The following is a 21,001-nucleotide window of genomic DNA, read 5'->3' as shown; positions in this document are numbered from 1 at the left end:
CAAACCACCCTGACTGAAAGAGTCAGTGCGCCGAACCCAACACTCCAGTGTTGCCACGAAAACGCATAACAATGTTTTCATGACTATTTCCAGGCCACCGAAGCCCCATTCAAATAGCGCAAATCAACGCGCTTTACATCCTGCCAGCGATCATCAAGCCTTGCATGATATAGCCTGATAAAACGCTGCAATCTTTCCATTCTGCGATCACGTCCAAGATTGACATCAACATGATCCACCTTCAGCCACCAGGAATATGTCGTACTGAGCCTCAATTCCCGGACAGTTACCCCCAAAGGCCTTATTACCTGACTAAATGCCAGGTATTGCTGCATTACATCCTGCGAACGATCTTCCAGCCCTGCCAACTTGGGCAGCTTACTGAAGGCCTCCAGAGACCCCGGTCTGAAGACTTCTCCGTCTTCATCAATCAAACCGTCATCCTGCCAGCGGGCAATCGGTTTTCGTTCTTCCAGCCTGACTATCAGAGTATCTGGCCACTCCCGACGTAGACTGGCTTCCCTCACCCAGGGCATATCCAGAACAGCCCTTCGCATCTTTTCCAGGTCAAGGTAAAAAAAACGGTTGACCAACCAGGGGGCCAGCCGTTTTTCAACATCACCACGTTCCAGATAATTGAACGTAGAACGCACTTCCACCCGTGCTATCGGCTGATTAAGCCACATCATCAACGTCGGCCAGATCCACAGAACAGTCCCGGCCAGAGCGCAGACAACAGTCAACCCAAAGCAGCGCTTCCATGGAATGAAACGAGCCTGCTTTTTGTCTCTTGCCACACTCGCCCGACGGCTCCGCTTGCCAGAGTTGTCAGATAGCTTCTGATTCAGTCTGAACAAGCTCGTTGCTTTCCTTTATTCCAGGCTCTTTCTGGCGAGCCGGTGACAGGGACGACTTCAGAATCTCCAGAACCAATGCTTCGAAACACAAACCCACTGACTTTGCGGCCATAGGAAAAAGACTTGTCTCAGTCATACCGGGCACAGTATTAACCTCAAGCAGCCAGAATTGCCCTCTCTCGTCCTGCATAAAATCAACTCGCCCCCAGCCAGAGCAGCCCAGTGTTTCGAAAGCGGTCAGAGCCAGTGCCTGAAGCTCTTGCTCTTTGCTTTCAGACAGGCCACAGGGCAAGTGGTATTGAGTATTCCCTGAGATATACTTGGCGTCATAGTCATAAAAAGACTCTGCCGACTCGATTCGAATAGCAGGCAGAGGCTGCCCGTTAAGAATCGCTACGGTAAATTCAGGACCATCAATAAACTGCTCCACCAGCACGCCCCCCCCGTATTCTGAAGCCTGCTCCCAGGCTGGAAGCAGATCCTGCTCCTGATCCACTCTTGAGATCCCTACGCTGGAGCCTTCCAGACTGGGTTTTACGAAAGCCGGTAATAACTCTGCACAGCAGTCCAGGCTTTCAACCCGTTCAATCAGCATAAAATCCGGAGTGGGTAAACCCACCGCCTGCCAGAGCAGCTTGCTTCTGTATTTATCCATCGCCAATGCTGAAGACATGATGTCACTGCCCGCATGGGGAATATCCATTTGATCAAGCAACCCCTGCACCGTACCATCCTCGCCGCGGGGACCATGCAGGGCAATAAAAACGCGATCAGGCTTCTGTTCAACCAGCTGACTGACCAGCCCGTCGACAGGATCAATACAACAACATTCTATGCCACTGTTTTGCAGGGCTTCAAAGATTCGTGTACCTGATGCCAGACTCACTTCACGTTCGGCCGAGCAACCACCCAGTAACACGGCTACCTTACCGAGCACTTTTCTTAGCTTTTGGCTGTCTGCATCGATGGCAACTTGCCCCTGATCTTGGCTGTACATCTTCAAGCTACCTTTCCGTCCCGAGTTATGTCTGCCAGTTTTTTACCCAGCTCTGTCGTCAGCCTCACAGCCAAAGCACCGATGTCTCCGGCACCCTGAGTCAAAACAAGGTCGTTATCTTGAACAACACCTTGCAGAAACTTGCTTACTTCATCGGGATTGGAGATAAAAATGGGCTCCAACTGGCCTCTCTGACGAATGCTTCGACAGAGGCTTCGTGTGTCTGCACCCGGAATCGGATCTTCTCCTGCCGGATAGACTTCCATCAAAAGCAAGACATCAACCTGGGACAGCACTTCAACAAAATCCTCGTAAAGATCTCGGGTTCTCGAATAGCGGTGTGGCTGATACACCATTACCAGCCGCTTGTCTGGCCATCCAGCCCGGATAGCCTTGATCGTTGCCGCCACCTCTGTCGGGTGGTGCCCATAATCGTCAACGAGCATCATCCGGGCAGACTCAGTCTGAAAATGTCCCTGCACCTGGAATCGTCTGCCAACACCCTGGAATTGCCTGAGCCCCTCACAGATGACGTCATCGGGCATACCTTCATCCGATGCCACGATAAAGGTGGCAAGCGCATTGAGAACATTGTGACGGCCAGGTATATTCAGCTCAACTTTTACCTTTTTGTTGTCGTGAGATTTCCGCTCGAGCTCAAAACAGGTTCTCATACCCTTCTGCTGGATATTAACCGCTCGGAAATCCGCCCCCTCACACTCACCATAAGTGATAACTTGTCGTTTAATTGATGGTAACAGTTCTTGCACTACAGGACAGTCTGTACAGACCACAGCCAGACCATAAAATGGCAGGTTGTGAAGAAAATCCACAAAGGTTTTCTTGAGCTTGCCAAAGTTTCCCTCGTATGTGGCCATATGATCTGCATCAATGTTAGTGACAATAGAGACCATCGGTTGCAGGTGCAGGAAAGATGCGTCCGACTCATCCGCTTCTGCCACGAGGTAGCGACTGCCTCCGAGCTTGGCATTGGTACCAGCAGAATTCAGACGACCGCCAATGACAAAAGTAGGATCCAGACCACCGTAGCCCAACACCGAAGCCAGCAGACTGGTAGTGGTTGTCTTGCCATGAGTACCCGCCACTGCGATGCCATGACGGTAGCGCATCAGTTCGGCCAGCATCTCAGCCCTGGGAACCACCGGTACACGTCGTTTTCTAGCCTCAACCACTTCCGGATTTTCCAAAGCGACTGCTGTAGAAGTGACCACTACATCCGCCCCTTCAACATTAGCGGCTTCATGACCAATGAAGACGGTAATTCCCTGATCTTCCAAACGTCGGGTTACCGGTGAGCGTCTAATATCCGATCCTGAGATCTGGTAGCCCTGATTCTTCAGCACTTCGGCAATACCGCACATGCCCGAACCACCTATGCCGACAAAATGAATGTTTTTTATACGACGCATTTCAGGTATAGGTGCCACAGGAAAAATAGGTTTATTAGCGGGCATGTGCCACCTCCAGACAATGATCAGCTACTTCCTCGGCTGCCATAGGCTTTGCAACGCTGCCCGCAGCCCTGGCCATGTTAACCAGCTGTTCAGGATTGCCCACAAAATTCTCTAACATATTGATCAGACAGGTTTCGTTCAGTTCTTTTTGTTGCACCATCATAGCCGCACCCTGATTGACCAGGTACTGACCATTAACGGTTTGATGATCATCAACAGCATGGGGATAAGGCACCAGCAGGGCCGCCCTCTGAGCCATGGCCAGTTCCGAGACCGTCAGAGCCCCGGACCGACAAATCACCAGGTCTGCCCACTCATAAGCACCGGCCATATCATCGATAAAGGGTTCCAGGCGGCCCTCTATATTCAGAGCACGATATGACTCACGAGTAGCAGCCAAATTACTTTTCCCGGTTTGATGCCAAACCTCGATGCGACCTTTAAACCGGGTGAGCGCTTTTGGAACCAGCTCGTTGATGGCTACAGCACCTTTACTGCCACCTAACACCAGCAGCTTTAAAGACCTGCCATTCAGTTGTGCGGGTAACTCCAAATCAGCGATATCTGTTCTAACCGGATTACCCGTCAGAATAAGTTTCCCAGAGCTATTGACTGGACCGAAAGCTCCTGGAAAAGCCAGCAACACTTTGCGGGCAATTCTGGATAAAATCCTGTTTGTGAAGCCTGCAATAGCATTCTGCTCGTGGATCACCAGAGGGATACCTGACAAACGAGCTGCCAACCCACCCGGACCAGTGACAAAACCACCCATACCCAAAACACAGACAGGGTTGCAGCTTCGAATTACTTTTACGGACCGATACAGCGAAACAGCCAACTTCCAGGGCGCTTTCATTAGAAAGCTCAAGCCTTTACCCCTTAGCCCGGTGACCGGGATAAAACTGATTTCAAATCCATGGCGCGGCACCAGTTCAGCTTCCATACTGTCGGGCGTTCCCAACCAGTGAATGGTGTAGCCACGCTTCTCAAGTTCTCTGGCCGTGGCCAGCGCAGGGAAAATATGCCCGCCAGTACCACCAGCCATTATTAAAACAGTAGGTTTGTCAATAGTACTCATGGCGCCCCTCTGCTTTTTTTGTCTGTTTCGACATTAAACTGACGTCGTTCATAATCAATTCGCAGCAACAATCCAAAAGCCAGGCAGTTTATCAACAGGCTACTACCTCCATAACTGATCAGAGGCAACGCCAGCCCTTTCGTGGGCAGCAATCCGGTATTTACACCGATGTTGATCAGCGCCTGACTGCTATACAGTAAACCAATGCCATAGGCGACATAGCCATGGAACAGTAATTTTTTTGCTTCTGCCCGGTAACCGATTTGCAAAGCTCTCCAGGAAATAAATAGGATCAAAGTCAGAACGAAGACCGCCCCGAGGACACCAAACTCTTCAGCCAGAACAGCAAAGATAAAATCGGTATGAGCTTCCGGCAAATAGAACAGTTTTTGCAGACTGTTACCCAACCCTTCACCAAACCATTCACCCCGCCCAAAGGCAATCAGGGACTGGGTCAACTGATAGCCACTGCCAAAAGCATTGGCCCAGGGGTCCATATAAGAAGCCAGACGCGCCATGCGATAAGGCTCAAAAACAATCAAGGCAGCAATAGAGCCCACCAGCAGCAGGATGAGAATAATGAACTGCCAGAGTCTGGCACCTGCCAGAAAGATCATCCCCATGGAAGCCCCCATCAATACCACAAGGGCTCCGAGGTCCGGCTCCATTAGCAATAGTGTGGATGAAACAAAAAGAATGGTCATAGGCTTGAAAAAGCCAGTCCATTTGGTTCTGACTTCATCCAGGCGACGAACCAGGTAGGCTGCCAGATAAACGACAATCATCAGCTTGGCCGCTTCTGATGCCTGCAGATTGAAAAAGCCCAGAGGAATCCAGCGAACACTGCCATTGACCTCCCGGCCCACAACCAGCACAGCCAACAGTAAACCCAAACCACCAAAGAGGGAAAGCCAACTGTATTTCTCTATCGTTTTCACCGGTACCATCAAAATGCCTCCCATCAGGGACAGGCCGACAAAAACAAAAAAAACCTGCTTGATCAGAATGTAAAACGGATTAGAGTAAAGACTGCCCGCTACTTCCATGGAAGCGGAACTAACCATAATCAGACCAATCACCAGAAGCACCAGCACAGCACCCAGCAACGGAAAGTCAAGAGCACTGTCTCGACGGCCCGCAAAGGGTGACCTTATTTCGCTGAGAAGCTTATGGTGTAGAGTCATGCAAGGCGCTCCCTGACCAGAGTCGTAAAGACATCGCCACGCTGCTCAAAGCTTTTAAACATATCAAAACTGGCACAGGCGGGAGCCAGCAGCACGGCATCACCGCTCTCACTGACCTCGCAGGCATGATCTATTGCAGCAGCCAGATCTCTGGCATATTGAACCGGGATCACGTTACCGATGGCGTTATCGATATCAGCTGCGTCACGCCCTATCAGCACAACCTCACGACCATACTTTTGTAACGGTTGTTTCAGTTGATTAAAATCCGCCCCCTTGCCATCCCCACCGGCAATAAGAACAATTTTTCCGCTCAGGGTTTCACCCAAGCCTTCGATAGCCGCAACCGATGCACCGACATTGGTGGCTTTGGAATCATTAATCCAGACCACACCGTTTTTTTCAGCTACCCACTGGCATCGATGAGGAAGACCTGTAAAGTGGCTCAGAGCCTTCAGCATAGGCACCATCGGGATACCCACTGACTCACCCAGAGCCAGGGCAGCCAGCGCATTCAACTGATTGTGACGACCCGACAACTTCATGGCCGCTGTATTGAGAAGCCTTTCAACACCTTTACAAAGCCATGTATCTTCTTGATCCTCTATTAAACCATAGTCGTGCAAATCAGGTTTGCCGGAAGTAAACGCTGTTGCTGGTGTAGCTTGGGGAAGAAGAGGCACAGTCAGGGCATCCTGCTTGTTGTATACCGCATGTTTACAACCACGGTATATACGCTGCTTCGCCTTATGGTAGTCCATCATGGACTCATAACGATCCATATGATCAGGACTGATGTTCAACACTGTCGCAGCAACTGCACGTAAAGAGTGAGTGGTTTCCAGCTGGAAGCTGGACAATTCCAGGATATAGAGATCGACATCTTGCCTTTTAAGCAGATCAAGAGCTGGAGTGCCAATATTGCCACCCACTGCAACATTCCAACCGGCCTCTTGAACCATTTCTCCCAGCAGGGCTGTCACAGTGCTTTTGCCATTAGAGCCAGTGATGGCGACGACGGGTTTATCCACCTCACGACAGAACAGCTCAATATCACCCACCGCCTCAGCCCCCTTACTGACAGCATCAGCAATCTCTGGAGTAGCCAGTGCAATACCAGGACTGAGAATCAACTCATCCGCCGAATTCAACCACTCCGGGTTCAACCCACCCAGATGGACGGGTACATCCGGGAAAACGGCTTTGAGTTCATCAATGCCAGGAGGGTTATCCCGAGTATCCATCACTTTAAATGAACGTTGTCTTGCAGCAAGATACCGCACACAGGACATCCCGGTCTTCCCGAGACCGACTACAACCCTTGTACGATTTGAGCTTATCAATGCTGACACGCTTATTTTTCCCGAGCAAAAACTGTGTTAACGAATCTTCAGTGACGCAAGACCAATCAGGACCAGAATCAGGGTAATAATCCAGAAACGGACAATCACCCGGGGCTCAGGCCAGCCCTTCAATTCAAAATGATGATGCAGTGGTGCCATACGGAATATTCGGCGCCCGGTGAGCTTGAACGAAGCCACCTGGAGAATCACCGACACTGTCTCCATGACAAAAACTCCACCCATAATGACCAGCACAATTTCCTGACGCACGATCACCGCCAGCACACCTAATGCCGCACCAAGAGCCAGAGCACCCACATCGCCCATAAAGACCTGGGCGGGATAGGTATTGAACCAGAGAAATGCCAGGCCCGCTCCACCTATGGCAGCGCAAAAAACGACCAGTTCCCCGGAACCGGGCACAAAGGGTATAAGCAGGTACTGGGCAAAGTTCGCATGACCACTGGCATAGGCAAAAACAGCCAGTGCAGAAGCCACCAGAACAGTAGGCATGATTGCCAGACCATCCAGACCATCAGTCAGATTCACAGCATTACTGCAACCGACAATGGTCAGGTAAGCCAGTACAACAAAAAATGGCCCAAGATCAATGACGACGTTTTTGAAGAAAGGTACAATCAGACTGGTCTCTACCGGTGCTTTAGCTGTGGCGTAAAGAAAGACAGCCGCACCCAGCCCACCCACTGACTGCCAAAAAAACTTCCAGCGTGCAGGCAGGCCTCTTGAATTTTTCTCCACCACCTTACGGTAGTCGTCTACCCAGCCAACAACTCCAAACACCACTGTCACCAGTAAAACCACCCAGATGTAGCGATTACTTAAGTTGGCCCACAAGAGGGTACTGGCCGCGATACAAACCAGAATCAATGCCCCCCCCATAGTAGGTGTTCCGGCTTTGCTGAGGTGCGACTGTGGACCATCATCACGCACAGCCTGACCAATCTGGTGATAACTCAGTCGACGAATCATATAAGGCCCCAGCCAGAGCCCCATACCCAGTGCAGTAAGCACACCCAGAATCGCTCTCAGTGTGAGATATTTGAAAACGGCAAAGCCGTGGTAGTATTGCGACAAGAAATCCGCAAGCCAGAGCAGCATTATCAGCGCTCTCCCTTATATTCTGATCCCACAAGGGATCTGACTACATCCAACATATTCATTCCATTCGATCCCTTGACGAGAACCGTGATGGGACAATCCGCCTGTTGCTCTCTGAACACTTGTATCCGGGTTCTTACCCAGTTCGAGAGAGCCTCTTTATCATCAAAATGCTGCCCTTTACTGTCATGAAGGTCATTTTTGAACGCTTCAACCGCCGCAACAGACGCCTGACCGTAAGCAGCAAAATCATCAATACTTTGAGCAGCTGCATACTCACCCACATCAACATGTCGGGCTTGTGTTACCTCACCGAGGTCCAGCATGTCCCCCAGCACCATAATGGTTCTACCCTCACAATCTGCCAACTGATCGATGGCGGCCAGGGTGGCAATCGGACTGGCGTTATAACTTTCGTCAATGACCAGAACACTATTCGACAGAAAGTAACGGGTCCCCCTTTGTTGATAGGGCCGGGCATTTTCCAGCCCCTTGACAATAATGTCCAGCCCCAGCCCCACAGCAGATGCTGCTGCGGCAGCGCAACAGGCATTCTGAACCTGATGTTTTCCCCAGAAAGACAGGTTGACGATCGCCTGCTTTTCAGCCTCTTCCTGAACAACATGCAACCTGAAGTTCATACCTTCAGACGTTGAAGATACCTCTGAGGCAAACACGTCAGCTTCCTGTTTATCCAGACTAAAAGACAGCACTTTTCGACCAGACTGTTTCAATGCCCTTTCTTTCCAGCGCTGGAAGCTGGGATCATCGAAATTCAGTACAGCAGTACCGCTTTTTTTGAGACCTTCAAGAATAAAGCCCTTTTCATGAATGACCCCCTCAAGCGTTAACAAATCCTTGAGGTGATTCTCTGAAGCATTGGTAATGATGGAAACATCCGGTTCAGTCAGGCGAGTGATGTAATTAATCTCACCGGGTGAACTGGTTCCCAATTCAATCACTGCGTGCTGGTGATCTTCTTCCAGTCTGAACAGGGTCAGGGGCACACCATAAGCGTTATTCAAATTTCCCTGAGTGGCCAGAACCTCACCATCCTGCTCGAAGACAGAAGCCAGCATCTCTTTGACAGATGTTTTTCCACAAGTCCCGGTCACGGCTACCACAGGTTTATGAAAGCACTCACGATTAAACTGCCCCAGTCGCCCAAGCGCCTCGTCAGTGTCCTGAACCTGAATCTGAGGAATTCCCAGACCGTCAACGGGCACCTGAACCACAACAGCAGCGGCACCTGCAGCCTCAGCCTGATCAACATAGCTATGACCATCAAACCGGGGCCCCTTGATGGCAACAAAAAGATTACCTTGCCCAAGGGTTCTGGTATCAATACTTATACCCGTTATGGTGGCACCACCATCAGAATCGCCCGTCAGGAGAACTCCCTGAAGCGCATCGGTTACTTCAGAAAGGGTAAATGGGCGAATCATGATACTCCCTCACTGACTGAAGTCGATTGCGGCTGCCAGAGATCAAGTGCTTTTCTGACTTCTTCACAATCATCAAAATGATGCCTGACGCCGTTGACTTCCTGATAATTCTCGTGACCCTTACCTGCAACAACAACAATATCGCCAGCGGCAGCCGTGCAGACAGCCCCCCGAATAGCCTCTGTACGGCTGATGACAGACGTTACTGAGATGCCGGTTTGATCGACCCCTGCCAATATATCTCTGATAATGTCTTCAGGGTCTTCGTTTCTGGGATTATCGCTGGTCACGACTACTTCATCTGCACCCTCGATAGCAGCACAGGCCATGAGAGGTCTCTTACCCCTATCACGATCACCACCACAACCAAAGACACAGATTAATTTTGAAGCACTGTGCTCTCTCAAGGCTTTCAGAACGCTCATCAGAGCACCCGGAGTATGCGCATAATCAACCACAACCAACGGTTTCTGATCACCACCAAAGCTCTGCATTCTTCCCGGCACCGTGCTCAACTGAGGCACCTTTTCAAGAACCCGCTCGAGAGAATAGCCCTGACAACAAACAACCCCTATAACGGCCAAAAGGTTTTCAAGACTGAAACGGCCCAGCTGAGGTGTCCTCAGCTGGGCTTGACCCCAGGGGGTATCCAGATCAGCCTTAACTCCCCGTGCATTCAGGAGAATATTCTTAGCCGTAATATCTGCCTCGCCCGAGGTCATAGAGAAAGTAAAAACCTCAGTATCACCGGAACAACTGGACAACATCAGTTCGCTATAGTCATCATCCAGATTAATCACTGCTTTTTTGACACAGCCGTTGGCAAATAGCAGAGCCTTGGCGCTGGCATAGGCGTCCATCGTTTTATGATAATCAAGATGGTCACGACTGATATTTGTGAAAACGCCAACTTCAAACGTTAACTGATCTGCACGCCCCTGATGTAAACCATGGGAAGAAACCTCCATCGCCATGAAGGCCACTTCTCTTGCCACCAGCTCAGCCATAAAGCCCTGTGTAGAAACGGGATCTGAAGTCGTATTCAGACAGGGCTCCAGTTCAGGAGGAACACCTTTACCCAGGGTTCCCATCACCGCACAAGGCGCCCCCAGGAGAGAAAGTAACTGCGCAACAAACCAGCAGATTGATGTTTTACCATTGGTTCCAGTCACCCCGGTCAACTTCAAGTCTGAGGATGGGTGCCGATAGAATTGATCGGCAAGATAGCTGATGTGTGCTTTTAAGTTTTCGATAAAAATAACAGGCTTGCCGGCCAGATATTCAGTTTCAGAACGTGCCTCCCTGCTCGACTCAGCGAGCACTGCAGATGCACCTGCGTCCAGAGCTGCACCAATAAACTCCCGGCCATCGGAACTCAGCCCCTGTACAGCGAGAAACAGCTCACCCCCGACCAGCTTGCGGCTGTCGAGGGTTAATCCTGTAAGGGTTATGTCTTCATCCAGCTGAGGATGATTCAGCTTCGCCAGCACTTCATTTAAAGACGTCATTTGACGCGAGGTCATGTTCCATCCTGTTTCAGTTTCATAACTCCGGGCTGCTCCAGATTGAGTCTTTTGGCTGTCAGCACTTTTTCTTCACTGGGCCTGACGCCCAGCATTCGCAAAGCCTGACCATTGACCCTGGAGAAGACCGGACCGGCGATTATGCCACCGTAGTAATCTTTTCCAGCCGGGTCATCAATGATGACAACAGTGGCAATGCGAGGGTTTTCCACAGGAGCCACACCGGCGAAGAGACCCACGTAACGATCTTCAAGGTAGCCACTACCACCCACTTTTTTAACCGTTCCCGTTTTGCCACCAACATTGTAGGACTTGACGGCACCGCGCCAGCCAGTTCCTCCTTTACCCACTACCTTGCCGAGCATTTCCATGACGTCATGGGCGACATCCTCATCCATGACCCGAACACCATCTGGTGCCACATCACGCTTGATCACGGAGGCTGGTCTAAGCAAACCACCAGCGCCAAGTACTGAATAAGCCTGCGCTAGCTGTAATGGCGTAACTGTTAAGCCATAACCAAAGGACAGGGTAGCCACTTCAATGTCACTCCAGCGGTCTTTAAAGGGCAGAAACCCAGCCCTCTCTCCAGGAAAGCCTGTTCCCGGACTCTGCCCGATACCCACACGGCGCAGCAGATCTACAACCTTATCGACACCGATATCCAATGCCATCTTGGTCACGCCAATATTGCTGGACTTCTTCAAAACCGTTTCGACATCAATGGTTCCAAAGCCTCTGACATCCTTAACTGCATTTTGTCCAACACGCAGGTAGCCAACGCCGGTTTCAATCCGGGTATAGCGATCATATTTGCGGGTCTCCATGGCTGCCGCCACAGTAAAGGGCTTGAGGGTAGAACCCGGCTCCACCAGATCAGTCATCACCCGGTTTCTCATGCGGTAAGGCTGAAGCCCGATGCGATTATTCGGGTTGTAGGACGGCTGATTGACCATAGCCAGAATCTCTCCGGTCTGGACATCCATCATCACCAGCGAGCCCGCTGTGGCTTTGGCTTTTTCTACGGCACTCTTCAGCTCACGATAAGCCATATACTGGAGTCTGGAATCAATACTCAGCATCAATTCCTTGCCAGGTTGAGCGCCTTCCACGAGCTCGACCTCCCTGGCAAGGCGCCCCCGACGATCTTTCAGCAGCCTGCGGGTTCCCTCGGAGCCAGTTAGCCAATGGTCATATCCCAGTTCAAGCCCTTCCTGACCTTTGTCATCAATCCCCGTAATACCCACCAAATGCGCCGTCACTTCGCCCATAGGGTAGTAGCGTCGCTGCTCGTCAAGAACATGCACACCCGGCACTTTCAGAGCTTCGATTTTCCCAGCCTGCTCAGGTGTCATCTGGCGCTTTAGATAAATAAACTCTTTCGCAGCGTTCTTTTTTACTCTGTTTGCCAGCCAACCTTTGTCAACCTGCAGAGCTGCTGCCAGTTTATTCCAGTCTTCTGGCACCTTAATCAGGTCCTGAGGGTCAGCCCAGACGGTCATAACAGGGGCACTTACCGCTAAAATCTTACCGTTCCGATCAAATATGACGCCCCGGTGAGCAGGTATAGACTCATGACGAACAGACCGTTTGTCACCTTCGTTCTGAAGAAAATGACGATTTAAAACCTGAAGATCTACGAGACGGTAACAAATCACCAGGCCAGCCACGACAAACAACAGTTGCAGAAGCTTGATTCTCCAACGATAAGGCATAGCCTTTTCCTCACCAGCCTGTTTTTTTCTGCTGGCACTGGCTGGCCTTGTTGCAGTTTTCACGGTACCACCATTTTTATACGTCCAGCGTTTGGCACTTCCATATCCAATTCATCCCTTGCAATTTTTTCCACTCGCCCCGGACTGGTCAGGGAACTGTGCTCCAGAAGTAACTTCCCCCATTCGACCTGAGCTTTGTTTTTCTGCTCAAACTCCTGCTGAAGCTCATTATGAAGCCGCCTGTTTTCATGCTCGACGAAGCTCACAGCAACGCCTGACACAAGAACACAGGTCAACAGCAATGCATTGACTAAATTGGATTTCTGAAACAACACCAGCAGCAGTTTGCTATCCATTTTTTCAGCCTTCTCAGATTAGCTTCTCAGCAATTCGCATGACGGCACTCCTCGCTCTTGGATTAGCTTTAACCTCATGTTCACCCGGCTTGATCGCTTTACCGATAGGCCGCATTCTCTTATTCAGCTGATCTTCCCTTACCGGCATCCAGCGCGGCAGCTCATCACCCTTGGCCTGTTTTCTGATAAACCTTTTGGCAATTCTGTCTTCCAGCGAGTGGAAGCTGATGACTACCAGACGTCCACCTGGCTTGAGTACTTCCAATGCGATATTGAGACAATCCACCAAATCGTCCAGTTCGCGATTGATATAGATGCGAATGGCCTGAAACGCACGGGTTGCCGGGTGCTTGTTCTTCTCTCTGGAAGGGCTGGCAGAGGCAATAATTCCCGCAAGGCGTTTTGTGGTCGTAATAGGCTCTTCTTCCCTTTCCCTGATAATGGCCCGGGCAATTCTGCGCGAAAAACGATCTTCGCCGAGCTCCCAGATCACCTTACTGATTTCCTTTTCTTCAGCACGATTAATCCACTCGGCCGCACTTTCCCCCTGCGTGGTATTCATCCGCATATCCAGCGGACCATCCTGCATGAAGCTGAAACCCCGCTCAGCGTTGTCCAACTGAGGCGAAGAAACACCCAGATCCAGCAGAACGCCTTCCACTTCCTGACCATCAAGAACCTCTTCCAGTTCAGCAAAAGAACCGTGATAAATGGAAAAACGGCTATCCATTTCAGCCAGTTCACGAGCTACAGCTACCGCCCCCGGATCCTTATCGATACCTATCAGCCTGCCTCTGCCGGACAGTTTCTTCAGAACTGCACGACTGTGTCCACCACGACCAAATGTTCCATCGACATAGAGCCCGTCAGGATCTGTAACCAAAGCCTCAACCGCTTCCTCTAACAGCACAGTAATGTGCTGGTCTGATTGCTCTTGCAATGTCATCTATCATGTCCGGGCGCATACCCATTAGAGGGACAAAGACTGGAGCTCAGCAGGCACTTCAGCGGATTCACTGGCTTCCTGAAGATAATCATCTCGTCGCTGGTTCCAGCAAGCTTCATCCCACAGTTCAAATTTTTTGCCCTGCCCCAGAAGAATGCAGCGTTTATCCATGCCTGCATAATCCCTGAGCAAGGGAGGTACCAAAACTCGGCCACTGCCATCCATATCAATGTCGGTGGCGTGTCCGATAAGAAGTCTTTGTATTCGGCGTGTCATCGGGTGAAAACTGGGCAGGGCTTCAATCTTTGCCTGAATGGCCTCCCACTCATCCTGTGGATAAATCAATAGACAAGGCTCATCAGTATCGATAGTTGCCACCAAACGGCCTTCACAACGATCTTTCAACACCTGCCGATAACGGGTAGGTATTGCAAGACGCCCTTTGGCATCGAGATTGATGGCATTAACCCCACGAAACAAACCGATTCCCTCAAGTCAATTCAGACAGGATGGCAGGCCGCAATCCGAAGAGAAAAAGTGTTCACTGGCACCCCACTCTCCCACATCATGCTAACTAAACTCCACTTTTATCCACTTTACTCCACTGAAGCACACTATAGAAACCTCAAAAACCCACGTCAAGGTCAGAATCTGTCTGAAGAGTCAAATAATTGACCCCGCCAGAGACCAGACACCCAGCGCTTTGCATTAAAAAAGTGCATAAAAATGAGCAGCTTGGAGGGAAGAGCTATTTAAGCCCATGAAGCATGAGAACTGCCTGAAAAAAATTGTAAAAGTTTCAGATAATTGAATATCTTGATCAACACATCCCATTCATTGCTGAACGGCCAGTCAAATTCACTGAGACCGATTCCGTTTCAATTCGGGAACAGATAGCGGAAGAAAAAGAAAGTCTCGAGTTGGCCTGTAAGCCGGGTTCTGTCCAACCTGTAAACAGGTCTGGGCAATCATTCATCTGGGATACCTGTCACCAGGCACCTCAAGCAACCTACCCGAATCCAGTGCGGGTCACACCTCCAGGATTCCTATTTGGTCTTGCTCCAGGCGGGGTTTACCATGCCGTGAACTGTTACCAGTCACGCGGTGCGCTCTTACCGCACCCTTTCACCCTTACCGGTCACCGGATGGTGACTTAGGCGGTCTGCTCTCTGCTGCACTTTCCGTAGGCTTTCGCCCCCCAGGCGTTACCTGGCGCCGCACCCTTTGGAGCCCGGACTTTCCTCCACCAGATACTGAAACAGGATCTGACAGCGACTGCCCGGCCAACTCGAAGCGGCGAATACTACCGAATGATTTCCTTCACTGCAATTCGTTCATTTCCCATAATTAAGAGCCGAATCTATTACAACTTATTTCATCGTAAGCGATAGCTCATAGAGCTGCTTCTTGCGATACCCGGAAACATCGGCGATCACAGCAGCCGCTTTCTTGGCGGGTAACTCTTGCAGTAACCGTTGCAGCAATTTAACGGTTTCAGGATCAACGGCTTCTTCCTTGCGCTCTTCTGCACCCTCCACCAAAACCACAAATTCGCCACGACACTGATTGGAGTCCTCCAGCAGTATTTTCTCCACTGCTTCAACCTTGCCCGCAAGGACCGTTTCAAATGTTTTCGTCATCTCCCTGGCCAACACGATATAGCGATCTCCACCCAACACCTCCTTAAAGTCCGCAAGACTATCCAAAATTCGATGTGTGGATTCATACACAGCCCAGGTATTCATCATCGAGCCCAGCGCTTCAAGCCTTTTCTTCCTACCAGATGACTTGGCTGGCAGAAAGCCTTCAAAATAGAACCTGTCCGTTGGCAAGCCACTGACCGACAGAGCCGCTACGAGCGCACAGGCACCCGGAACCGGTGCTACTTTGATACCCTGCTCCCTGACCATTCGCACCAGCACAAAGCCCGGGTCTGATATCAGGGGCGTCCCGGCATCACTGATCAATGCCACAGAATCGCCCTGCCGTAATCGAGCCAGTAACACCTCTGCCTGATGCCTTTCATTATGCTCATGACAGGGAATCATGGGGGTCTCGACCCCAAAGTGATTGAGCAACTTACGACTATGCCTGGTGTCTTCTGCTGCAATCACTGACACCTGCTTCAGCACCTCAATGGCTCTCGGTGCCATATCATCAAGATTTCCAATGGGGGTCGAAACAACAAAAAGGGTACTTTCAGACATATCCTGCCAGCCAGTCGATCAACTATGAGGGTCGTTCATAGTCAGGGAGATTAAGAGACAAAAAACCATAAGTTTACTCTTTTCAGAGAGCCGTTGACAGAATCCTTAACAACCTGACCTCCCATCCTATCCTCATCAGGCTGACGCACAGACCATGTTAGGGTAAAATAGATGAATCAAAAACAGTTCGGTCGTTGACTCCGATTTTATGAGCCAGAACCTTTCCAAACGCACTCTGATGACTACACTGCTGATTGGCGCGGTGTTGACAGGATGCTCATTACAACCCAGCAAAGTCGCTGAACTTACTTCACCCTCGCAGGAAATGGCTCGGGAAGGAGCCGATCAACTGCTGGAGCGAGCCAAACGCAGCTCATTTCCAGAAAGCGCCAGACTCAAAATTCAGGCTGCCAGGCAATTAACCGATGACCAGTTAGCCAGAGCACGAACCATTCTGGACAGCCTGAATTATGGAGAGTTACCTGAAACTCTCAGAGCCGAAATGGCCGTGGCAAGAGCCCGCATTGCTGAGCGGGCAGGACAGAACCGGGAAATTTTCCTCTGGCTGGACAGAGCAGCAGTTATCAACAGCAGCAACACTCAGCTCCTGGATCAAAGTCACATTCTCAAAGCACGGGCGTATAACCGCTTCAGAGAATTCGTTGCAGCCCTGGACGAATGGAGCATGCTGTCTAATATCAGTGAGCTTGACCAACAACCCGAAAACCGCGATGCCTTTTGGGAAACACTGCTTAATGCACCTGAAGAGCGCCTGATTATTCTGAACAGTCAGACCGACAGTAAAGTCATGAAAGGCTGGCTGCAACTCGCTCTGGTTTATCGCTCTGACAAATCACTGAACCAGCAACTGGCCGATTTGAGCAACTGGCGATCTCACTGGCCGGATCACCCTGCAAAGGTCTACCTACCGAAAGACATCAGTGCGCTTCAGATAGCCGGCACTGAGCAACCCGACAAAATCGCCCTTCTTCTTCCTGTCAGCGGCCCACTGGCCTCTGCGGGCAGAGCGATTCGAGATGGCTTTCTCGCCGCTTATCATCAGAATCTTTCTGATGAGACCCTACCTGAAGTGTCCATAATGGATACTCATAACAAAAATGTTGTCGAGCTGGCCAACGAAGCTAAAAACGAAGGCGCCAAATTGATCATCGGCCCTCTGAACAAGACTAACGTCAGCCTGTTAAAAGAAAAGACCCCCGGAGACATTACCATTCTTGCCCTGAACAGCCTCGAAGACAGTGGCAGCCACTTTACACAAAAAGGCAGTTTCTTTGAATACGGTCTATCCATCGAAGATGAAGGCAGGGCTGTAGCCCGTCGAGGCATTCTGGATGGACACCGCCGTGTACTGATACTTCGCCCGGAAACTTCATGGGGTGACAGAGCCACGAACAGCTTTATGGCGGAATGGACAAAGCACGGTGGAGAGGTGGCCGGCATCACAAAATTCAACAGCAAAACCGAGTTCAGCCAACTGGCTGGCCGGGCCTTGCTGGTTGAAGAAAGTCAGAAACGCGCCAAAGAGCTGAGCAGTGTTCTGGGAGAGAAACTCGGCTTTACGCCTCGCAGAAGGCACGATATCGACATGATTTATATGCCTTCCAACCCCCAGGAAGCCCGCCAGCTCAAACCCGCGCTCTCTTACCAGTTTGCTGGTAAACTGCCCGTTTATGCCACTTCCAGCGCATACTCTGGCAGGGTCGACCCCAGCAGAGATCAGGATCTGAACAACCTCAGAATTCCCGTAATGAACTGGTACCTGCCTGGTCAAAAAAGCAGTCTTGAATCCAATATTCGAGCCACCTGGAGCAGCTCAAGAGGCCAGTATGGCAGTCTTTACGCCATGGGAGCCGACGCATTTAAGCTGTATCCTCGCCTGCAACAGCTCGCCAGCCTGCCCGGCAGTCGCCTGGAAGGACTGACAGGCCAGCTCAGCATCAACAGTAGGCATCACGTGGAGAGGGAGCTTTCCTGGCAGATCTTCCGAGATGGTCGACTGAAACCATTACCTAATCCGGTTCAAAAAAAAACTGATGTTCTGGCAATTAAAGCTTCGCAATAACCCGGGGCTTTCTGCTGAAAACCGGGCTTTGGAATACCTTAAAGCCCGGGGTATGAAGCTGGTCAATAGAAACTATGCCTGCAAAGCAGGAGAAGTAGATCTGATCATGCTCGACAAGGAAACCCTGGTTTTTGTAGAAGTCCGTTTCAGATCACAATCACAACTCGGTTCAGCTGCCGAGTCTATTACTACCCGCAAGCAAAATAAAATCAGAAAAGCCGCCAACCATTTTCTGGCACTCCACTCGAAGCATCAGCACAGGCTTTGCCGCTTCGATGCTTTTTTGCTCAAAAATGCATCTCCTTATGACGACGCAAACTCCGAAAAGAATATAGAATGGATTAAGGGTATTTTTTAAACTAAACAGCAAAAACATATAAACATGAGCCAATCTCTCTTGCTGTTGTCTTGCTGATGTAAGCAAGCAACAAAAAGGAGTAATGAAAAAGAAATCACGGTAAACTAATTGCTCTGTTAAAACACCCATAAACTCATGAGGCTCTCGCGATTATCAAATGCCTTTAGCGAAAGAAAATACCTGCTTCGAAACCTGCGGCGTCGAACCACTCGGGATTTTGAGACATGCATGAGCGCATTACACAACATTTTTCAGACAGCATTGACGCCAAAATTCGTGCTGCCGACACCCTGCCCCCCCTGATCGCCCAGGCATCCGAGCTTATGGTGCAATCCCTTCTGAATGAAGGAAAGATCCTGGCCTGTGGAAACGGCGGCTCCGCAGGAGATGCCCAGCAATTTGTTTCCGATTTGCTCAACCGTTATGAACGAGAAAGACCTGCATTGCCAGCTATGTCTTTGTGTGCCGATAGTCTGACATTAAGCTCAATTGCTAATGACACCAGCTTTCACGAAGTCTTCTCAAAACAAATTCGGGCACTGGGACAACAGGGCGACATTCTTTTGGCGATTTCGACATCAGGCAATTGCCCCAATATTGTCCAAGCCATCCAGGCCGCTCATGATCGGGATATGCAGGTCATTGCCCTGACCGGTAAAAGCGGTGGCGATATGGTGAGACTGCTGCACCCTGAAGACATTGAAATAAGGGTTCCGGACAATAGTTCTCCACGCATTCGGGAAGTTCACACACTGGTCATTCATTGCCTCTGCGACCTGATCGATGAATTCCTGTTTTCCGGAGAGTAAGCCAATATACACAACAAAAAACATTTTTCACTTTAAAACAACAGACCCCGTTTAATTCATCATCGACAGGAGATAACAAGGTGAAGCGTTTATACGCCCTGATTTTAACCAGCTCAGTCATACTGCTGGGGGGTTGTTCGACCATTTTAAGCAGCGTCAATGAAGACCCCATCCGTATGGACCCCACAGAGCGATCATGGGGCAATTTGATAGACGACCAAACCATTGAAACCATTGCAGCCGTCAACATTAAGAAAGCCGACGAGCGCTTTAAAAACAGTCGCATTAAAGTCGTCAGCTTTAATGGCACCGTGCTTTTAATCGGACAGGTGCCCAGCAACGAGCTTAAACACCTGGCAGAAGAGACTGCCAAAAATGTCAGCGAAGTTGACAAGGTCTACAACGAACTTACTTTAGGCATTAACGCCAGCCTGCTCGAACAGAGTAACGACTCCTGGCTAACGACGAAGGTGAAGACCAATCTGATCAAGAGCGAAGACGTTTCTGCAGACCGCATCAAGATCAATACAGAAAAAGGTACTGTCTACCTGATGGGGCTGACAACACCCAGACAAGCACAGGCTGCAGTGGACATTACCAGGAACACTGGTGGCGTTCAGAAAATAGTCAAAGTCTTCGAATACATTCAGTAGCCCAAACAACTATGCTGGCGCAGCCATATTCAACAGGTCTTGTCCGCTTGTGCCAGCTTTTCTCACCCCTTGTCAAAACCTATCCATTCAACAAGCTAAGTAAAAATAGCACCAGAGGAAAGCCTTGCACTTTCCTCTCTCTTCCGAAATACCCATACCTTGTTTCACTGGCCTCAATGCGACTCAGCATTTCATATTCGGAGAATCTGTCTTCTTTCATACGGGGAGCACCTTTCGTCGTGATTAAGCAACCAAGCCACCATTTTTGAGTTTAATAATGTGAGAGGGGTGGATCATTTCTCCGCCAGTCATGTGCTTATTTTCAGGTAACAGAAATAAAATCGAAGAGAGGGAGAGCGCCACGAGCACTCTCTGAATGAAACTTACATGCCGTTTCGGAAAGTCTGGTGATCAATAACACCGCTTTCACGCACAGTTTTTAATCCAAGTGCATACTCTTTCAGGACGACCAGGCTGTAATCCATACGCTTTTGCATATGTTGATCAGCCTCTGCATCTTCACCCGTCATGACAGAAGTGACATTCCGCACAATAAGGTGATCAGGAATGTAGCACAGACGGCAATTCTTATAACTGCTTGAACGCAGCTCCACAACAGGGTAAGAACCGCCCTGCCCGGAAGACACCGCTGTAATCAAACCTGGCTTATGCCCTAATTGCTCTGCCCCGAAGATCAGGAAAAAGTTTTTCAGACCTGAAGGAACCATACCATTCCACTCCGGTGTCACCACTACAATCGCATCACTAGCAGCCTGTCGGACTTAAGCGACCGTAGCAAGGATTGCAAGAAATTGAGGATAAAAATTTCTGCTTCTGAGGAGAATAGCGAGCT

Annotated in this window: 18 protein-coding genes, 1 other RNA gene and 1 pseudogene; 4 read left to right on the top strand and 16 right to left on the bottom strand. The window is 50.1% G+C overall.

Annotation, left to right across the window (positions count from 1 at the left end; genetic code table 11):
- Positions 1–83: 83 nt before the first annotated feature.
- From KDK17_RS16615 to rsmI, 15 genes are all read right to left on the bottom strand, one after another.
- Positions 84–857 (bottom strand): cell division protein FtsQ/DivIB, encoded by a 774-nt coding sequence (locus tag KDK17_RS16615; protein WP_257279941.1) that lies wholly within the window; start codon positions 855–857, stop codon positions 84–86.
- A complete protein-coding gene (locus KDK17_RS16610; protein WP_306671316.1) occupies positions 829–1,854 on the bottom strand; it encodes a D-alanine--D-alanine ligase in 1,026 nt (341 codons plus the stop codon). The genes KDK17_RS16615 and KDK17_RS16610 overlap by 29 nt, the downstream gene beginning before the upstream one ends.
- A gap of 2 nt (positions 1,855–1,856) precedes the next feature.
- A complete protein-coding gene (murC, locus tag KDK17_RS16605; RefSeq protein WP_257276274.1) occupies positions 1,857–3,329 on the bottom strand; it encodes a UDP-N-acetylmuramate--L-alanine ligase in 1,473 nt (490 codons plus the stop codon).
- Positions 3,319–4,407 (bottom strand): undecaprenyldiphospho-muramoylpentapeptide beta-N-acetylglucosaminyltransferase, encoded by a 1,089-nt coding sequence (gene murG, locus KDK17_RS16600; RefSeq protein WP_257288574.1) that lies wholly within the window; start codon positions 4,405–4,407, stop codon positions 3,319–3,321. The genes murC and murG overlap by 11 nt, the downstream gene beginning before the upstream one ends.
- Positions 4,404–5,591: a putative lipid II flippase FtsW gene (gene ftsW / locus KDK17_RS16595; RefSeq protein ID WP_257276276.1), complete on the bottom strand. Its 1,188-nt coding sequence runs from the start codon at positions 5,589–5,591 to the stop codon at positions 4,404–4,406. Before ftsW ends, murG begins: the two co-directional genes overlap by 4 nt.
- Entirely contained in the window at positions 5,588–6,943 is a 1,356-nt protein-coding gene (gene murD / locus KDK17_RS16590) for a UDP-N-acetylmuramoyl-L-alanine--D-glutamate ligase (protein WP_257276277.1), read from the bottom strand. Before murD ends, ftsW begins: the two co-directional genes overlap by 4 nt.
- A 27-nt stretch (positions 6,944–6,970) precedes the next feature.
- Entirely contained in the window at positions 6,971–8,053 is a 1,083-nt protein-coding gene (gene mraY / locus KDK17_RS16585; RefSeq protein ID WP_257279943.1) for a phospho-N-acetylmuramoyl-pentapeptide-transferase, read from the bottom strand.
- A gap of 2 nt (positions 8,054–8,055) precedes the next feature.
- A complete protein-coding gene (murF, locus tag KDK17_RS16580) occupies positions 8,056–9,498 on the bottom strand; it encodes a UDP-N-acetylmuramoyl-tripeptide--D-alanyl-D-alanine ligase (RefSeq protein ID WP_257288573.1) in 1,443 nt (480 codons plus the stop codon).
- Entirely contained in the window at positions 9,495–11,021 is a 1,527-nt protein-coding gene (locus KDK17_RS16575) for a UDP-N-acetylmuramoyl-L-alanyl-D-glutamate--2,6-diaminopimelate ligase (RefSeq protein WP_257274243.1), read from the bottom strand. The genes murF and KDK17_RS16575 overlap by 4 nt, the downstream gene beginning before the upstream one ends.
- The gene (locus KDK17_RS16570) at positions 11,018–12,799 is read right to left on the bottom strand and encodes a penicillin-binding transpeptidase domain-containing protein (protein ID WP_257279945.1); all 1,782 of its coding nucleotides are present in this window, start codon (positions 12,797–12,799) and stop codon (positions 11,018–11,020) included. The genes KDK17_RS16575 and KDK17_RS16570 overlap by 4 nt, the downstream gene beginning before the upstream one ends.
- Positions 12,796–13,092, bottom strand: coding sequence for a cell division protein FtsL (gene ftsL / locus KDK17_RS16565; RefSeq protein ID WP_257255312.1), 297 nt, complete (start codon positions 13,090–13,092; stop codon positions 12,796–12,798). Before ftsL ends, KDK17_RS16570 begins: the two co-directional genes overlap by 4 nt.
- Positions 13,093–13,105: 13 nt before the next feature.
- Complete coding sequence (gene rsmH, locus KDK17_RS16560; protein WP_257279946.1) at positions 13,106–14,038, bottom strand: 16S rRNA (cytosine(1402)-N(4))-methyltransferase RsmH; 933 nt, start codon at positions 14,036–14,038, stop codon at positions 13,106–13,108.
- Between the two features lie 24 nt (positions 14,039–14,062).
- Positions 14,063–14,518, bottom strand: a complete 456-nt coding sequence (gene mraZ, locus KDK17_RS16555; protein ID WP_257252313.1) for a division/cell wall cluster transcriptional repressor MraZ — start codon at positions 14,516–14,518, stop codon at positions 14,063–14,065.
- Positions 14,519–14,950: 432 nt separating this feature from the next.
- Positions 14,951–15,329: RNase P RNA component class A (rnpB, locus tag KDK17_RS16550), an RNA gene on the bottom strand.
- A 79-nt stretch (positions 15,330–15,408) separates the two neighbouring features.
- On the bottom strand, positions 15,409–16,245 hold the full coding sequence (gene rsmI / locus KDK17_RS16545) for a 16S rRNA (cytidine(1402)-2'-O)-methyltransferase (protein WP_257288572.1): 837 nt from the start codon (positions 16,243–16,245) through the stop codon (positions 15,409–15,411).
- A 238-nt stretch (positions 16,246–16,483) separates the two neighbouring features.
- Between rsmI and KDK17_RS16540 the strand changes: the two genes are divergently transcribed.
- The 4 genes from KDK17_RS16540 (at position 16,484) to KDK17_RS16525 (ending at position 20,148) form a co-directional block, all read left to right on the top strand.
- Positions 16,484–18,328, top strand: a complete 1,845-nt coding sequence (locus KDK17_RS16540) for a penicillin-binding protein activator (protein ID WP_257279948.1) — start codon at positions 16,484–16,486, stop codon at positions 18,326–18,328.
- Positions 18,300–18,686 carry a YraN family protein gene (locus KDK17_RS16535; protein WP_257279949.1) on the top strand — a complete coding sequence of 129 codons (387 nt, stop codon included), beginning with the start codon at positions 18,300–18,302 and terminating at the stop codon, positions 18,684–18,686. The genes KDK17_RS16540 and KDK17_RS16535 overlap by 29 nt, the downstream gene beginning before the upstream one ends.
- A gap of 224 nt (positions 18,687–18,910) precedes the next feature.
- Entirely contained in the window at positions 18,911–19,495 is a 585-nt protein-coding gene (locus tag KDK17_RS16530; protein ID WP_257288571.1) for a phosphoheptose isomerase, read from the top strand.
- 80 nt (positions 19,496–19,575) lie between these two features.
- Complete coding sequence (locus KDK17_RS16525) at positions 19,576–20,148, top strand: BON domain-containing protein (protein ID WP_257279951.1); 573 nt, start codon at positions 19,576–19,578, stop codon at positions 20,146–20,148.
- A gap of 383 nt (positions 20,149–20,531) precedes the next feature.
- Here KDK17_RS16525 and KDK17_RS16520 read toward each other — a convergent pair.
- Positions 20,532–20,909, bottom strand: a pseudogene (locus KDK17_RS16520) (NADPH-dependent FMN reductase); the annotation flags it as partial.
- Positions 20,910–21,001: the final 92 nt, after the last annotated feature.

The organism is Endozoicomonas sp. SESOKO2, assembly GCF_024606245.1.
Taxonomy (GTDB): Bacteria; Pseudomonadota; Gammaproteobacteria; order Pseudomonadales; family Endozoicomonadaceae; genus Endozoicomonas_A.
The sequence above is the reverse complement of the archived record's forward strand: the minus strand, read 5'-3'. Positions and strand labels throughout refer to the sequence as shown.

What these genes read in the sequence shown, in the direction of transcription:
- murG (WP_257288574.1), bottom strand. Translation starts at nt 4,407, where the DNA reads ATGAGTACTATTGACAAACCTACTGTTTTAATAATGGCTGGTGGTACT.
- KDK17_RS16575 (WP_257274243.1), bottom strand. Translation starts at nt 11,021, where the DNA reads ATGACCTCGCGTCAAATGACGTCTTTAAATGAAGTGCTGGCGAAGCTG.
- ftsW (WP_257276276.1), bottom strand. Translation starts at nt 5,591, where the DNA reads ATGACTCTACACCATAAGCTTCTCAGCGAAATAAGGTCACCCTTTGCG.
- KDK17_RS16530 (WP_257288571.1), top strand. Translation starts at nt 18,911, where the DNA reads ATGCATGAGCGCATTACACAACATTTTTCAGACAGCATTGACGCCAAA.
- KDK17_RS16610 (WP_306671316.1), bottom strand. Translation starts at nt 1,854, where the DNA reads ATGTACAGCCAAGATCAGGGGCAAGTTGCCATCGATGCAGACAGCCAA.
- mraY (WP_257279943.1), bottom strand. Translation starts at nt 8,053, where the DNA reads ATGCTGCTCTGGCTTGCGGATTTCTTGTCGCAATACTACCACGGCTTT.
- rsmH (WP_257279946.1), bottom strand. Translation starts at nt 14,038, where the DNA reads ATGACATTGCAAGAGCAATCAGACCAGCACATTACTGTGCTGTTAGAG.
- KDK17_RS16540 (WP_257279948.1), top strand. Translation starts at nt 16,484, where the DNA reads ATGACTACACTGCTGATTGGCGCGGTGTTGACAGGATGCTCATTACAA.
- murF (WP_257288573.1), bottom strand. Translation starts at nt 9,498, where the DNA reads ATGATTCGCCCATTTACCCTTTCTGAAGTAACCGATGCGCTTCAGGGA.
- ftsL (WP_257255312.1), bottom strand. Translation starts at nt 13,092, where the DNA reads ATGGATAGCAAACTGCTGCTGGTGTTGTTTCAGAAATCCAATTTAGTC.
- murC (WP_257276274.1), bottom strand. Translation starts at nt 3,329, where the DNA reads ATGCCCGCTAATAAACCTATTTTTCCTGTGGCACCTATACCTGAAATG.
- rsmI (WP_257288572.1), bottom strand. Translation starts at nt 16,245, where the DNA reads ATGTCTGAAAGTACCCTTTTTGTTGTTTCGACCCCCATTGGAAATCTT.
- KDK17_RS16535 (WP_257279949.1), top strand. Translation starts at nt 18,300, where the DNA reads ATGTTCTGGCAATTAAAGCTTCGCAATAACCCGGGGCTTTCTGCTGAA.